Source organism: Siminovitchia fortis (assembly GCF_007681465.1).
Taxonomy (GTDB): domain Bacteria; phylum Bacillota; class Bacilli; order Bacillales; family Bacillaceae_C; genus Siminovitchia; species Siminovitchia fortis.
Window position 1 is genome coordinate 125,758 of the sequence record NZ_VEKZ01000002.1, and the last position, 13,384, is coordinate 139,141.

A 13,384-nucleotide genomic window follows, 5' to 3' on the forward strand; every position below is an offset into this window, starting at 1 on the left:
AAAATTGTATCATATTTTTCGCCGGTTTTTTATTAAGCTTTAGACTTAATTGCTTTTGCCCGCCATTTTCCGTAATTGTTGAACATGGAATTCACAATCAAGTATAATGGAGTGTAACTGATGAAGATCGGGAATATACATCATGGGAGGAAGAAGTATTTTGACTAAAGTGAAAAATGACAGCATAAAAATAATTCCGCTTGGAGGAGTGGGAGAAATAGGAAAAAATATGTATGTCATCGAAATTGATACGGATATTTTCATCATCGATGCCGGCTTGAAGTTTCCCGAAAATGAAATGCTCGGCATCGATATTGTTATACCGGATACAACGTGGCTGGAGGAACAAAAAGATCGTATTAAGGGAATATTTTTGACGCACGGACATGAAGATGCAATAGGGGCTCTCCCTTATGTTTTGCAAAAAATAAATGCTCCTGTTTACGGTACGAAATTGACAATCGCACTTGCGAAAGAGAAATTGAAAGAATTCGGGCTCAAGGCATCAAGCCGTTTTCATACCGTTAAATCCAATTCAAGGATAAAATTCGAACGCACCGTCATCACATTTTTCCATACAACCCACAGCATCCCAGATTCTGTCGGGATTTGCATACAAACATCAGAAGGAAAAATTGTCCATACCGGCGATTTTAAGTTCGATCAGGCAGCCACGGAATTATACCAGGCCGAGATTGGAAAGATGGCAAGCATCGGGGATTCCGGGGTACTCTGCCTTTTATCGGACAGCACCGAAGCGGAAAACCCGGGCTTTACAACCTCGGAAGCTGTCACGGAAAGGGAATTGTCCAATACATTCCATACAGCACAAGGAAGGATTATCGTTGCCTGTTTTGCATCCAATTTCATAAGGATCCAGCAGGCACTGGATGCCGCGTATGAGGACGGGAGGAAAGTGGCAGTTGTCGGAAAAAGCATAGAACGGAGCTTTGAAATCGCCCTTAAGCTGAACTACCTTTCCCTGGCTTCAGACGAGCTTATGGTGCCGATAAGTGACATCCCGAAATACGAGGACAATGAAATTGTCATCATTTCGACAGGAACAATGGGCGAGCCGTTTGAAGCCCTGCAAAAAATGGCCAGGCAAAATCATAAGCAGATCAATATCAAAAAAGGCGACACTGTGCTGATTACAGCCACGCCTTCCCCCGGATTGGAAACATTCATGTATAAAACGATTGATCTTTTATATAGAGCGGGAGCAGTTGTCAGCACGCCATACTTTAAAATCCATGTTTCGGGCCATGGCAGCCAGGAAGACCTGAAGCTTATGCTCAATTTGATGAAGCCTAAATTTTTTATTCCGATCCAGGGAGAATACCGGATGCTGTTTGAGCATGCAAAGCTGGCCGAACAAACAGGCTTAAGCAAAGATCAGATATTTATCCCGAACAATGGTGAAATCGTTGAATACAAAGATGGTAAAATGTCCGTCGGCGGTAAAGTAACTGCCGGAAATGTATTGATTGACGGAATCGGCATCGGGGATGTCGGAAACATCGTCCTGCGGGATCGCAAGCTGCTCTCACAGGATGGAATTTTCACTGTCGTTGTTACGCTTGATAAGAAGAACAGGAAAATTGCCTCGGGGCCTGAGATCATTTCCCGCGGTTTTGTATATGTAAGGGAATCGGAGAAGCTGATAGATGAATCAACAAATATCGTCCGGTCGATTGTTGAACAAGCCATTTCCGAAGGCTCATTCGACTGGTCGGGAATCAAGCAGGATATCCGGGACAGGCTGAATCAATTTTTATTTGACCAGACCAAACGGAGGCCGATGATACTGCCGATCATCATGGAAGTTTAAAGCAAAAGAAAAGCGCCGCTGCTGTCGGCGCTTTTCTTTATTTCTGTATGAAACAAACGAAGTAGTTGAATACTAATTTCAATTATCTTTTGTTTTGGGGGTATTTCATGCAGAACGACCATTCAACTGACTACAGGCTTGAAGAAGAGCCGAATGAACCGAACCAAACACCCGAAATGAAGCCGGCAGGGATTGTGGAAAAGATACAGCAGCTGGGGCAGACGAATGTACCTGACCTGGGCCAGGATGCAAATATCCATTGTTTAACGATTATTGGCCAAATCGAAGGGCATATGCAGCTGCCCCCTCAGAATAAGACAACAAAGTATGAGCATATCATTCCGCAGCTCGTGGCAATTGAACAAAATCCGAAAATTGAAGGGCTGCTTGTCATTTTGAATACGGTTGGCGGAGATGTGGAGGCGGGACTTGCCATATCGGAAATGATTTCGACTTTATCAAAACCGTCCGTTTCCATCGTATTGGGGGGCGGCCATTCCATCGGTGTACCGATTGCCGTGTCTTGCTCCTATTCATTTATAGCCGAGACCGCCACTATGACCATTCATCCCATCCGGCTGACCGGCCTTGTCATAGGCGTCCCGCAATCTTTTGAATATATGGATAAAATGCAGGAGCGGGTTGTCAGATTTGTAACGAAGCATTCCGATATTTCCGAGGAGACATTTAAGGACCTTATGTTTGCCAAAGGCAATCTGACGCGCGATATCGGTACAAATGTGATCGGCGCTGATGCAGTGAATTACGGACTGATTAACGAAGTGGGCGGAGTCGGCTCAGCGATGAAAAAGCTGAATGAAATGATAGCCGCCAACAAAGAAAGCAATGAAGAAGAAGGGCTGCTGCAATGATCATTCATTCCATCGTGCCCCATGAACATATCTTTCCCGCCAATAAAGACGACTTTTCAAATCAAACCGAGTGTATATGGAATAATATTCCGTTGCTGGTGGAGCAAGACGGGCATAAATGCAAGGTTATCCGAATCATGAGCAGCAACCCTTCGGATTACTTAAAAAGCGAGATCCAGCCCGGATCCCATCTTTATATAAACGAAGTCCATTTCTCTTGAGAAAAGCGTAAGGCGCCTGAAGCTGGACATATCACATCATCATTCCATAGCTTTAAACAGTGAAAAAATGCTTTCCCTCAGATAACGGGGAAAGCATTTTTTCGTGAATCTAATTTTTCCCCGGGCTCATGCCCGGCTGATTTGCAATGTTCCGATTGATTCCTGCTTTTGATTCCCATATTTAGAAAATCAGGAAAAACATCCTAAAGATATGTGATATAATTGAATGACCAAACAGCTCATATGTTCTAGCTGCTTTGTATATAAAAGCATTTCTTCAAGTTCAAGATGATAGATTAGGCAAGGTGATTAAAATGGCTAAAAAGAAAAGAAGAAGTCGCAAAACAAGCAATAAGCTCAAAAAGATCCTTCAATATGAACTTGCGGGAATCACTTTGATTGCTTTGACGCTGATATCCATTATTGAACTTGGTGCTGTGGGCCGGGGAATTTCCCGTTTTTTCTATTTTTTGCTCGGTGAATGGTATATGGTTGGATTGCTGGCGGTATTATGTATAGCCGGTTTTTTCATAATAAAAAGGGAATGGCCGGTTCTTCTAAAGGGCAGGCTTATCGGCCTTTATCTGATTTTGGCCAGTATGCTTGTTCTTGCCCACGTGAAGCTTTTTGGCCTGATGAATAAAGAAGGCATGCTTGCGCATAAAAGCGTGATAAAAAGTACGTATTACCTGTTTATGCAAATCATTAAAGGCGAAGCGTCAACGAACGATTTGGGCGGGGGTATGATTGGAGCCGTTTTATTTTCCGGCTTTTACCTTCTTTTTGATGCAACGGGAACAAAAATCATCAGCTTCTTCCTCATACTGGTCGGGATTATTTTACTAACCGGCAAATCAATGGGAGATTTTGTTGAGAAAGTTGGAAAAAAATCCGGTGTATTCATCAAAGATCAATGGACAGCGTTTTTAAATGATATAAAAGAAATGAAGGAAGAAAGAAAAGCAAAAAAAGAGGCAAAGAAAAAGGGAGATGGAGAAGAGAAGGAAAATGGCGGGAAGACTCCTCTTATTGTTGAACCTCAACAGGCAACCATACATACAGATGAACCGGCAGAACCGATTATCTCAAGTTTTTCCGAAAAAAACAGCCAGCCTAAGGATAGGGAAGAGGAGTTGGCTGAGCCAGGCGGAAACGAAGATGAAATAGATCTTGCACCGAAGCTCACTTTTAACGAGATGGAGAATGAGGACTATGAACTCCCGCCATCAACCTTGCTTTCAAGGCCTAAAACAGCCGATCAAAGCAGTGAATATAAATTGATTCATGCCAATGCCGCAAAACTGGAAAAAACATTCCAGAGTTTTGGGGTGAAGGCACGTGTCACACAGGTTCATCTTGGGCCCGCCGTCACAAAATATGAAGTGCATCCGGATGCAGGGGTAAAGGTCAGCCGGATTGTCAGCCTGAGTGACGATTTGGCACTGGCACTTGCAGCGAAAGATATTCGGATTGAAGCGCCAATCCCTGGAAAATCGGCCATCGGCATTGAAGTGCCCAATTCTGAAATTGCCGTCGTTTCTTTAAGGGAAGTGCTTGAGGCAAAAGAACATCAAAAGCCGGAGGCTAAATTGCAAATCGGCCTGGGAAGGGATATTACCGGAGAGGCCGTTGTGGCTGAATTGAATAAAATGCCGCATCTTCTGGTTGCAGGCGCTACCGGAAGCGGAAAAAGCGTTTGTATAAATGGCATCATTACGAGCATTTTAATGAGAGCCAAGCCCCATGAAGTAAAAATGATGATGATCGATCCGAAAATGGTTGAATTAAACGTCTATAATGGGATTCCGCACTTGCTTGCGCCTGTTGTGACAGATGCCAGAAAAGCATCACAGGCCCTTAAAAAGGTAGTAAGTGAGATGGAAAGGCGTTATGAATTATTCTCCCATACCGGAACAAGAAATATCGAAGGGTATAATGATTTTGTTCATCGTGAAAATGCGGGAAGGGAAGAGAAACAGCCGCTTTTACCTTATATTGTTGTCATTGTTGACGAATTGGCCGACTTGATGATGGTTGCTTCCAATGATGTGGAGGATTCGATTACGCGGCTGGCGCAGATGGCACGTGCTGCCGGCATTCATTTGATCATTGCGACCCAGCGCCCGTCTGTAGACGTCATTACCGGGGTTATTAAGGCCAATATCCCTTCCCGGATCGCATTCGCCGTATCATCCCAAACCGATTCGAGAACCATTCTTGATACCGGCGGGGCAGAAAAGCTTCTGGGCAGAGGAGACATGCTGTTTCTGCCGGTGGGAGCTTCAAAACCGGTCCGGGTCCAAGGTGCGTTCCTGTCGGATCAGGAGGTTGAGGATATCGTCAATTTTGTCATCTCCCAGCAGAAAGCCCAATATCAGGAAGACATGATTCCCGAGGATCTGCCGGAGAAGTCCCAAGAAGTGGAAGATGAACTTTATGATGAAGCGGTCCAATTGATTGTCGAGATGCAGACAGCATCCGTTTCCATGCTGCAGCGGCGTTTCAGGATAGGCTATACACGGGCTGCCAGGCTCATTGATGAAATGGAGGCCAGGGGGGTTGTCGGGCCGTATGAGGGAAGTAAACCGAGAACAGTATTAGTTTCCCGGACAGAAGAACAGACCTCTTGATGTGGAATAGATCGATTGGACTTTGAATATAATGATAAGATTGGACATACGATAAACATAGCCTGTAAACTATTAAGAAAAGCGGAAGGCGCCAGCCTAAGTTTTTGGCTTGGAGCGGCGCTGTATTAATCTTTTATTTTTTCCTATCCATATAAAAGGAGGCGTGGCGAATGCCGTTGCTGCATGAGGAAACAGTGAAAAAGCAAGGATATACCCTGCACCTGATTAATACTGATAAATACAAGACCAACACCATTATCTGGAAAATGAAAGCACCGCTTGAAAAAGAGACCGTCACCTACCGTGCGCTCTTGCCGCATGTTTTGCAAAGCAGTACAAAAAAACACCCATCAACCGTCAAGCTGCGGACATATCTCGATCAATTATATGGCGCAACCCTGCAAGTGGACCTCAGTAAAAAAGGGGACTATCACATCATCACATTGACGATTGAAATCGCCAATGAGGTGTTCCTAAAAGATACAACTCCGCTATTGCAAAAGGCAGTCCAACTGTTAAAGGAAATATTGCTGGAACCCAATGCTGATAATGGGGCCTTTGATTCCGAGACAGTCGAAAAAGAGAAGCGGACATTAAAGCAGCGCATCAAGTCGGTTTACGATGATAAAATGAGATATGCAACATTCCGTGTTACCGAGGAAATGTGCAAGGATGAACCCTATTCATTATTTGTCCACGGCGAACTTGGCCAAGTGGATGACATAACGCAAAAATCCCTGTACAGCTACTATGAGCGGGCGTTAAACGAAGATGAACTCGACCTTTACATAATCGGTGATATTGACAAGGCGGAAGTGGAGAGTTATTGTGATGTACTTCGTTTTGCTGAGCGCACACCGAAGAGAAGTTCGGAGTCTGTTGAAAAAAACAATATTGAAGTAAAAGAAATTATCGAAAGGCAAGATTTAAAGCAGGGCAAACTGAACATCGGCTACCGTACGAATATCAGATACGGTGACAGCGACTATTTTCCATTGCAAATGGTGAATGGCATTTTTGGGGGTTTTCCGCATTCCAAGCTTTTTATCAATGTGCGGGAAAAAGCCAACCTCGCCTATTATGCAGCGAGCAGAATCGAAAGCCATAAAGGCTTGCTGATGGTCATGTCAGGAATTGACGACAAAAACTATGAAAAAGCCGTCAATATCATTAAAGAACAAATGGAATCAATGAAGAACGGGGATTTCTCCGATCAGGAAATAAAGCAGACAAAGGCCGTCATACAAAATCAATTTCTTGAGACCATCGATACAGCGCGGGGCCTGACGGAGGTACTCTATCATAATGTTGTAGGCCATACAGTCATTAACCTGGATGAATGGCAGGACCGAATTGCCAAAACGTCGAAACAGGAAATTGCGGACGCAGCCCGGAAGATTGAAATGGACACCATTTACTTTTTGACGGGAACGAAGGAGGGGACTGAAAAGTGAAGAGCATTTTCTTCGATCAGTTAAAAGAAACCTTATTCCATGAAACGCTGGATAACGGGCTTCAAGTGTATGTCCTCCCGAAGGAAGGGTTCAATAAAACTTTTGCTACGTTCACAACAAAGTACGGTTCTGTCGATAACACTTTTATCCCCTTGAATGAAACAGAAATGGAAAATGTCCCTGACGGGATTGCGCATTTCCTTGAGCATAAAATGTTTGAAAAAAAAGATGGGGACGTGTTCCAGCTTTTTAGCAAGCAGGGGGCTTCCGCCAATGCATTCACATCATTTACAAGAACAGCTTACCTTTTTTCCAGCACAACTAATATCGAACAGAATTTAAGCACCCTGATCCATATGGTTCAGGAACCTTATTTTACGGAAAAGACTGTTGAAAAAGAAAAAGGGATTATTGGACAGGAAATCACAATGTATGATGATAACCCGGATTGGAGAGTCTATTTTGGTTTAATCGAGAACCTCTTCCACAGCCATCCGGTCAAGATTGATATCGCCGGGACGATTGAGTCGATCTCCCATATAACGGCCGACCTGCTTTACCTGTGCTACAACACATTTTATCACCCGAGCAATATGCTGTTCTTTGTCACGGGTCCAGTCGATCCGGAAAAAATCATTTCTTTCATCCGTGAGGACCAGAAGAAAAAGCAATTTGAAGCAGCCCCGGAAATCGTCAGGCATTTTGAGGAAGAGCCGGATACGGCTGCCAAGAAAAAGCAGGTCATTAAAATGGATGTCCAGACGCCAAAATGCATGGTGGGCGTAAAAGCGCCGCATTTTGAAGGTGACGGTGGATCGATGCTCAAGCAGGAACTGACTATTAATATTTTGCTCGATATTTTATTCGGTAAAAGTTCGGCAAACTACGAAACATTGTATAATGATGGCTTGATCGATGAGACATTCCAATTTGACTACACGCAGGAAGATGGCTTTGGCTTCTCCATCATCGGCGGTGATACCCAAGACCCGGATTTACTTTCCGGGCAATTGCAGAATATGATGCTGAAAGCTGCATCCCGATTGAATGAAGAAGAGCTTGAACGGGCCAAGAAAAAGCGGATCGGCGGTTTTTTAAGGGCTTTCAACTCTCCTGAATTCATTGCAAATCAGTTTACACGCTATAAATTGAACGGGATGAACCTCTTTGATGTTGTTCCGGTTATCGAGAGTTTAACATTCACTGACTTGACGACCGCAGCGACAGAGTTCTTCTCGGAAGACAGAATGTCAACATGCCACGTGATACCGAAATAATAGAAAAACCCGGCCAATAGCCCGGGTTTTTTCTGTGAAAGGAAATGTGAAATGAAGAAATTTGCTTTGATTACGGGGGCAAGCGGCGGAATAGGAGCTGCAACAGCACGAACGCTTGCGAAAGAAAACTGGAATTTATATTTGCACTATCACAGCAATGAGCAGCGGATCCTGGAACTTGTAACGGAATTAGCCGAGTACGGCATAGAAGTGATTCCGATCAAGGCCGATCTTTCAGTCGAAAGCGGATGTGATCAAATCATCGGAAATATATTTCAATTGGACGCGATTGTTTATTCGAGCGGAAATGCCCCTTTTGGGCTTTTTTCTGATCTTGATGATGAAACAATGGAAAACGCGATTCAGCTCCACGTAAAAAGCCCGCTCATTTTAATTCGAAACCTGCTTCCAAAACTGATGAGAAATCCTGTTTCTCAAATTGTCATCATCAGTTCATTGTGGGGACAGACGGGCGCAGCATGCGAAGTGATTTATTCTACAGTTAAGGGTGCGCAAATCTCATTTACTAAAGCGTTAAGCAAAGAAGTGGCCGGCTCCGGCGTCCGGGTGAACTGTGTAGCCCCAGGAGCTGTCAATACCGGGATGCTTCATCGTTTTTCGGAAGAGGAGCTTGAAAGCCTTGAGGAGGAAATACCATTAAGGCGGCTCGCTGAGCCGGAAGAAATCGCGGATGCTGTTTCCTTTTTATTATCACCGAAAGCCTCATATATTACAGGGCAAGTCGTTTCCGTAAACGGCGGATGGTATACATAATATATGTATTGTCAACTTAAGAATTATGCATATTTCCTTCACTCATGCAAATAATAACATCGTACCAAAATGTGAAGGAGGCACAAAAGCATGTCAGTACTTGAAAACTGGGAACAATGGAAAAACTTCCTTGGTGACCGTTTGGATCAGGCTCAGCAGCAGGGAATGTCACAAGAGGTCATAGACCAAATGGCTCATCAAGTCGGCGACTACCTGGCAAAGCAAGTTGATCCTAAAAACGAGCAGGAGCGGGTGCTTTCTGATTTATGGTCTGTTGCATCTGAAGAAGAGCAGCAAGCGCTTGCTCGTGTGATGGTCAAACTGGTTGAAAACAACAGCACTCACTAAATGAATATGTTTATCGTAACGGAGAGGAATATTCCTCTCTTTTTTACTTGTACTGCTACAACGTATAGATTCGCCTGCATTTTTACATAAAGTTTTTCTTTTTTCTTTAACTAAAATCAGATATGATATAAGCTAGAAATGATGTGATACGATAAAAAGGATCGATTCCGTTTTTTTCGAGGAGCTGTTTTTATATGGAAGGTAAAGAATGGTATTTGGAATATGAGATTACAAGTGACCGTCCTGGTTTACTGGGGGATATTTCTTCACTTCTGGGCATGCTTGCAATTAATATAGTCAGTATTAACGGTATAGATGCCAGCAGAAGGGGACTTTTGATCCGCGCCCAGAGTGATGATCAAATTAAGAGGCTTGAATCCATTTTGGAAACAGTGGAAACGATCAAAGTAAGAAAAATCAGGGAGCCCAAGCTGCGTGACAAGCTGGCTGTAAGACATGGGCGCTATATCCAGAGAGACCATGACGATAAGAAGACATTTCGCTTTGTCAGGGATGAGCTGGGAATCCTTGTCGACTTCATGGCTGAAATTTTCAAGAAAAAAGGGCACAAATTGATCGGCATCAGGGGCATGCCAAGGGTCGGAAAGACGGAATCCGTTGTTGCGGCAAGTGTCTGCGCCAATAAAAAATGGCTTTTTGTTTCGTCCACCTTATTGAAACAGACAATCCGAAAAGAACTGATAAAAGACGAATATAATGAAAACAATATCTTCATTATAGATGGGATCGTATCAAGAAGAAGGGCAGATGAACGGCATCTTCAGCTGGTCAGGGAAATTATGAGGATGCCGGCAGTAAAAGTGATCGAGCACCCTGATATTTTTGTTGAGCATTCGGAGTATTCCATCGAGGACTTCGATTACATAATCGAGTTGCGCAACAACCCTGACGAAGAGATAACATACGATGTGGTCGAAAAGCAGAACTTATTTGAGGAGCCCGGTATTGGCGGCTTTGGAAACTTCGACTTTTAGACGTACTTCTAGGATAGGTAGGTGTTAGCTTTGACTGAATTGGGGGGCCGCCTGAGAGCGGCTCGTGAGGAAAAAGGGATCAGCCTGGACCAGCTACAATCAATGACAAAAATCCAGAAAAAGTATCTTTCCGGCATTGAAGAGGGAGATTACAGCCAGATTCCAGGCAAGTTTTATGTGAGGGCTTTTATTAAACAATATGCTGAGGCAGTAGGGCTTTCAGCGGATGAACTGTTTGAGGAATATAAAAACGAGATTCCGGCTGCTTACGAAGATGATTTGTCGGAACAGCTTTCCCGTGTACAAACGAGGCGCACCGTGTCGGCAAGGACTTCAAAAATTGCCGAACTGCTGCCAAAAATTTTGATCGGAGTCGCCATCGTAGCAGTACTCTTCTTAATCTGGTATTTCTTTTCCAAAAATGTAGACACTGGGAAGCAGCCTGCCGGAAACGGCAAAGATCAAAGCGTTGATATTAAAGAGTCGGATGAAATCAAAACTCCTGAACCAAACCCTGATAAAAAGGAAAAAGCAGAATCAAAAGAGGAAAATGATCCGCAGGATCCGAATGAGGATACCGAAAATGCCGAGCAGGAGCTGGCCATGGATAATGTCTCGGGCAATGTGACTGCATACAATCTGTCAGGTACTGACAAATTCGAACTGAAAGTGAGTGCCGCCGCTTCGGGAGAGACTTGGGTCAAAATTCTCGACGGGAACAATCAGGAATTGTTTCAAGGAATGCTCCAGAACGGAGCAAGCCAAAGCTTTGATTTGTCAGATCAAAATAGTGCATACATCATAATTGGGCGGGCATTCGAAACGGATATCCATGTAAACGACCAGAAGCTGGAATACGAACTGGACCCGGTTCAGCATGTCACACAGGAGATCAGTATCAAGTTTGACAAAGAATAGCTACCATGATCCAGGAGGGCCGCCGCGTAATCGGGGGCCATTTTTCAAGGTCTGAAAAATTGCTTTAAGTATTCAAGCATGTTGCCGCCAGCCGGCGCCTTGCGTTTTTCTTAGGAGGCAGACAACAGATGAATTTACCAAATAAAATAACCGTATCAAGAATTTTACTCATCCCCATATTCCTGATATTGATGCTTGTACCTTTTGACTGGGGAACACTGCATTATTTTGGCGCAGATTTGGAAACCGCGCATTTTGCCGGGGCGATTTTGTTTATTATCGCTTCTGTCACGGACTGGATCGATGGCTACTTTGCACGCAAATATGACCTGGTCACGAATCTGGGAAAATTCCTCGACCCGCTCGCTGATAAACTGCTTGTTTCCGCTGCGCTGATCGTACTGGTTGAAATGCACTTGGCCCCTTCATGGATTGTCATTGTGATCATAAGCCGTGAGTTCGCAGTGACAGGCCTGCGCCTCATATTGGCCGGGACCGGGGAAGTAGTGGCTGCCAATATGCTGGGGAAAATTAAGACATGGACCCAAATTATTGCCATCAGCGCTCTGCTGCTTCATAATATGCCATTTTCAGCAATCCATTTCCCTTTTGCCGACATAATGTTATGGGTTGCTTTCATATTTACCGTTTGGTCGGGATGGGATTATTTTTACATTAACCGTGGAATTTTTCGACATTCAAAATAGATATAAAGGAAGTGATTCATGAATGAAAGCTGAAATAATCGGTGTCGGTACGGAGTTGCTGCTTGGCCAAATTGCCAATACGAATGCACAGTATCTATCCGGGGAACTGGCAGAGATCGGTGTCAACGTTTATTTCCATACTGTCGTCGGCGATAATCCAAGCCGGCTGGCAGATGCTATAAAGCAGGCGGAAAAAAGGGCTGATCTGTTAATTTTCACAGGCGGATTGGGCCCCACAAAAGATGATCTCACAAAAGAAATCATTGCGGGCCATTTGCAGCGGGAAATGGAAACAGATAATGATGCCTGGGAAAAAATCCAGGATTATTTCAAGAGGACCGGCCGGTATATGACAGCCAACAACGAAAAACAGGCCCGTGTCATCAAAGGGGCAAAAGTGCTCCCGAATGAGCATGGGATGGCACCAGGCATGTTTATAAAAGAAGGTCCATGCTTTTATATGCTGCTTCCGGGTCCACCCCACGAAATGAAGCCGATGTTCAGAACATACGGCAGACAGGCGATCATTGATCAATTGGAAACGGTGGACTGCATAGAATCAAGGGTGCTTCGTTTCTTTAATATCGGCGAGGCGGAAATTGCTGAAAGATTATCCGATATCATTGATGCCCAAACGAACCCTACTGTAGCCCCTTTAGCGGGAGATGGGGAAGTGACAATCCGCTTGACCGCCAGAAGCGACAGCAAAGACAAAGCCGTGGCCATGCTGAATGATATAGAAAAGCAAATCCAAGAAAAAGCAGGAGAGCATTTTTACGGCTATAACGATACATCATTGATGGCCGAGCTGTTGAAGGTGCTGGAAAATCGCGAATTGACAATCGCAGCAGCCGAAAGCTTGACAGGCGGACTGTTCCAGTCTGAAATGACATCGGTAGTCGGAGTCAGTACAATGCTGCTCGGAGGCATCGTCTGCTACTCGAATGAGGCAAAAGTCAAGCTGTGCGATGTAAAACCCGAGACATTGGAAAAACATGGGGCAGTCAGTGAGCAGTGTGCGATAGAGCTTGCCGAAAATGTCAGAATGTCGCTTAATGCCGACATAGGAATAAGCTTCACCGGTGCAGCCGGGCCGGATTCGCTTGAAGGGCATCCCGCCGGGACAGTATGGATCGGCATGTCGTTCAAAGATCGGGAATCCAAGGCGATTCTCGTAAAGATGGCAGGTACACGAAACGGAAACAGGCGGCGTTCCGTCAAAATGGGATGCTATTATCTATTAAAAGAGCTAGACAAAAAATAGAGCCGGGTGGCTCTATTTTTATTGAGTAGAAAGTATAAGATGTTTTAGCATTAAAATTTTGAACAAAGCCTTTTGTTGTCTAGCTCCAGCGCC

Annotated in this window: 12 protein-coding genes; all 12 read left to right on the forward strand. The window is 44.4% G+C overall.

The window, feature by feature from the left end; genetic code table 11:
- The first annotated feature begins 160 nt into the window (after nucleotides 1–160).
- The 12 genes from FS666_RS01635 (at nucleotide 161) to FS666_RS01690 (ending at nucleotide 13,291) form a co-directional block, all read left to right on the forward strand.
- The gene (locus tag FS666_RS01635; RefSeq protein ID WP_120069812.1) at nucleotides 161–1,831 is read left to right on the forward strand and encodes a ribonuclease J; all 1,671 of its coding nucleotides are present in this window, start codon (nucleotides 161–163) and stop codon (nucleotides 1,829–1,831) included.
- Between the two features lie 107 nt (nucleotides 1,832–1,938).
- A complete protein-coding gene (locus FS666_RS01640) occupies nucleotides 1,939–2,703 on the forward strand; it encodes a ClpP family protease (protein WP_120069815.1) in 765 nt (254 codons plus the stop codon).
- Nucleotides 2,700–2,924 (forward strand): YlzJ-like family protein, encoded by a 225-nt coding sequence (locus FS666_RS01645; protein WP_120069817.1) that lies wholly within the window; start codon nucleotides 2,700–2,702, stop codon nucleotides 2,922–2,924. Before FS666_RS01640 ends, FS666_RS01645 begins: the two co-directional genes overlap by 4 nt.
- Nucleotides 2,925–3,238: 314 nt before the next feature.
- On the forward strand, nucleotides 3,239–5,554 hold the full coding sequence (locus FS666_RS01650) for an FtsK/SpoIIIE family DNA translocase (RefSeq protein ID WP_120069820.1): 2,316 nt from the start codon (nucleotides 3,239–3,241) through the stop codon (nucleotides 5,552–5,554).
- A 170-nt stretch (nucleotides 5,555–5,724) separates the two neighbouring features.
- Nucleotides 5,725–7,008, forward strand: coding sequence for an EF-P 5-aminopentanol modification-associated protein YfmF (gene yfmF / locus FS666_RS01655; RefSeq protein ID WP_120069822.1), 1,284 nt, complete (start codon nucleotides 5,725–5,727; stop codon nucleotides 7,006–7,008).
- Nucleotides 7,005–8,285 carry an EF-P 5-aminopentanol modification-associated protein YfmH gene (gene yfmH, locus FS666_RS01660; RefSeq protein WP_144461074.1) on the forward strand — a complete coding sequence of 427 codons (1,281 nt, stop codon included), beginning with the start codon at nucleotides 7,005–7,007 and terminating at the stop codon, nucleotides 8,283–8,285. The genes yfmF and yfmH overlap by 4 nt, the downstream gene beginning before the upstream one ends.
- Before the next feature lie 51 nt (nucleotides 8,286–8,336).
- Entirely contained in the window at nucleotides 8,337–9,059 is a 723-nt protein-coding gene (gene ymfI / locus FS666_RS01665) for an elongation factor P 5-aminopentanone reductase (protein ID WP_144461075.1), read from the forward strand.
- A 90-nt stretch (nucleotides 9,060–9,149) separates the two neighbouring features.
- Nucleotides 9,150–9,407: a DUF3243 domain-containing protein gene (locus FS666_RS01670; RefSeq protein ID WP_144461076.1), complete on the forward strand. Its 258-nt coding sequence runs from the start codon at nucleotides 9,150–9,152 to the stop codon at nucleotides 9,405–9,407.
- 194 nt (nucleotides 9,408–9,601) lie between these two features.
- Complete coding sequence (locus tag FS666_RS01675) at nucleotides 9,602–10,402, forward strand: DUF3388 domain-containing protein (RefSeq protein WP_120069835.1); 801 nt, start codon at nucleotides 9,602–9,604, stop codon at nucleotides 10,400–10,402.
- Between the two features lie 21 nt (nucleotides 10,403–10,423).
- On the forward strand, nucleotides 10,424–11,320 hold the full coding sequence (locus tag FS666_RS01680; RefSeq protein WP_235870269.1) for a helix-turn-helix domain-containing protein: 897 nt from the start codon (nucleotides 10,424–10,426) through the stop codon (nucleotides 11,318–11,320).
- Between the two features lie 128 nt (nucleotides 11,321–11,448).
- Nucleotides 11,449–12,027: a CDP-diacylglycerol--glycerol-3-phosphate 3-phosphatidyltransferase gene (pgsA, locus tag FS666_RS01685; RefSeq protein WP_144461077.1), complete on the forward strand. Its 579-nt coding sequence runs from the start codon at nucleotides 11,449–11,451 to the stop codon at nucleotides 12,025–12,027.
- A 22-nt stretch (nucleotides 12,028–12,049) separates the two neighbouring features.
- On the forward strand, nucleotides 12,050–13,291 hold the full coding sequence (locus FS666_RS01690) for a competence/damage-inducible protein A (protein WP_144461078.1): 1,242 nt from the start codon (nucleotides 12,050–12,052) through the stop codon (nucleotides 13,289–13,291).
- Nucleotides 13,292–13,384 lie beyond the last annotated feature (93 nt).

Coding starts and splice junctions, on each gene's coding strand:
- FS666_RS01650 (WP_120069820.1), top strand. CDS start 3,239: ATGGCTAAAAAGAAAAGAAGAAGTCGCAAAACAAGCAATAAGCTCAAA.
- FS666_RS01670 (WP_144461076.1), top strand. CDS start 9,150: ATGTCAGTACTTGAAAACTGGGAACAATGGAAAAACTTCCTTGGTGAC.
- pgsA (WP_144461077.1), top strand. CDS start 11,449: ATGAATTTACCAAATAAAATAACCGTATCAAGAATTTTACTCATCCCC.
- ymfI (WP_144461075.1), top strand. CDS start 8,337: ATGAAGAAATTTGCTTTGATTACGGGGGCAAGCGGCGGAATAGGAGCT.
- FS666_RS01675 (WP_120069835.1), top strand. CDS start 9,602: ATGGAAGGTAAAGAATGGTATTTGGAATATGAGATTACAAGTGACCGT.
- FS666_RS01640 (WP_120069815.1), top strand. CDS start 1,939: ATGCAGAACGACCATTCAACTGACTACAGGCTTGAAGAAGAGCCGAAT.
- yfmF (WP_120069822.1), top strand. CDS start 5,725: ATGCCGTTGCTGCATGAGGAAACAGTGAAAAAGCAAGGATATACCCTG.
- FS666_RS01645 (WP_120069817.1), top strand. CDS start 2,700: ATGATCATTCATTCCATCGTGCCCCATGAACATATCTTTCCCGCCAAT.
- FS666_RS01690 (WP_144461078.1), top strand. CDS start 12,050: ATGAAAGCTGAAATAATCGGTGTCGGTACGGAGTTGCTGCTTGGCCAA.